Genomic DNA, 684 nt, shown 5'->3' with positions numbered 1-684 from the left:
AATCTACCGATTCATAATAATTTATATTATCTTTAACAATAATTTACAAAGATGTTATATTATTATAAGGAATCTTTAAATATTTTATAAATTAGATAATATAATAATGAATACGGAGAAAATTTAATTATTATTTCATTTTTCATTAAATTTTAATCAAGCTTTATATAAAGCAGTATTATGAGGTGCTTTAAAAGCTAATAAATCATATAAATAATAAAATTTATCAATTAAAAATAAACGTTTACCTTTATTAGATTTAGAAGGACAACTTTTATTATAAAGATAAAAAATATTATGTACTTCTTTATTATTAATAGATCATTTAAAATAACCATTTTTAGCTTTATCAAAATAAATATTACCACCAAATACTTCTCTATAGTATTCAACATCATGTAAATATTTATTTGTAACGCTAATAGTTAATTGAGGTCTAATTTTTAATTTACCGGAATAATAATAATTAATAGTACCATCAGCATCAAAGAACCCTATAAATCAAGCATTATCTTTAGTTAATTTAATAGGTTCTTTAAAATCGATATTTAATAAAATACATACTTTATTAAATTGTACTAATCTTTTACTATTACGAATATTACCATTAACGGCATTAATTAATTTAATTATACCTTCTTTATTTTGTAATCTATATCTAATAGCCTTAACACCTGATCTTAA

2 protein-coding genes are annotated in these 684 nt (G+C 19.2%); both read right to left on the bottom strand.

What is annotated here, in order from left to right; genetic code table 11:
• Positions 1-321: 321 nt before the first annotated feature.
• The gene (locus tag IE124_RS36360; RefSeq protein WP_461250680.1) at positions 322-498 is read right to left on the bottom strand and encodes an LAGLIDADG family homing endonuclease; all 177 of its coding nucleotides are present in this window, start codon (positions 496-498) and stop codon (positions 322-324) included.
• Positions 499-501: 3 nt separating this feature from the next.
• Positions 502-684: hypothetical protein (locus IE124_RS36355; RefSeq protein WP_229833185.1), on the bottom strand; the 183-nt coding region annotated here is incomplete at its 5' end.

The sequence above is a fragment of the Streptomyces narbonensis genome (genome assembly GCF_014649015.1).
In the GTDB taxonomy this organism is placed as follows: Bacteria; Actinomycetota; Actinomycetes; order Streptomycetales; family Streptomycetaceae; genus Streptomyces; species Streptomyces narbonensis.
This window is presented reverse-complemented; position numbering and strand designations above follow the sequence as displayed.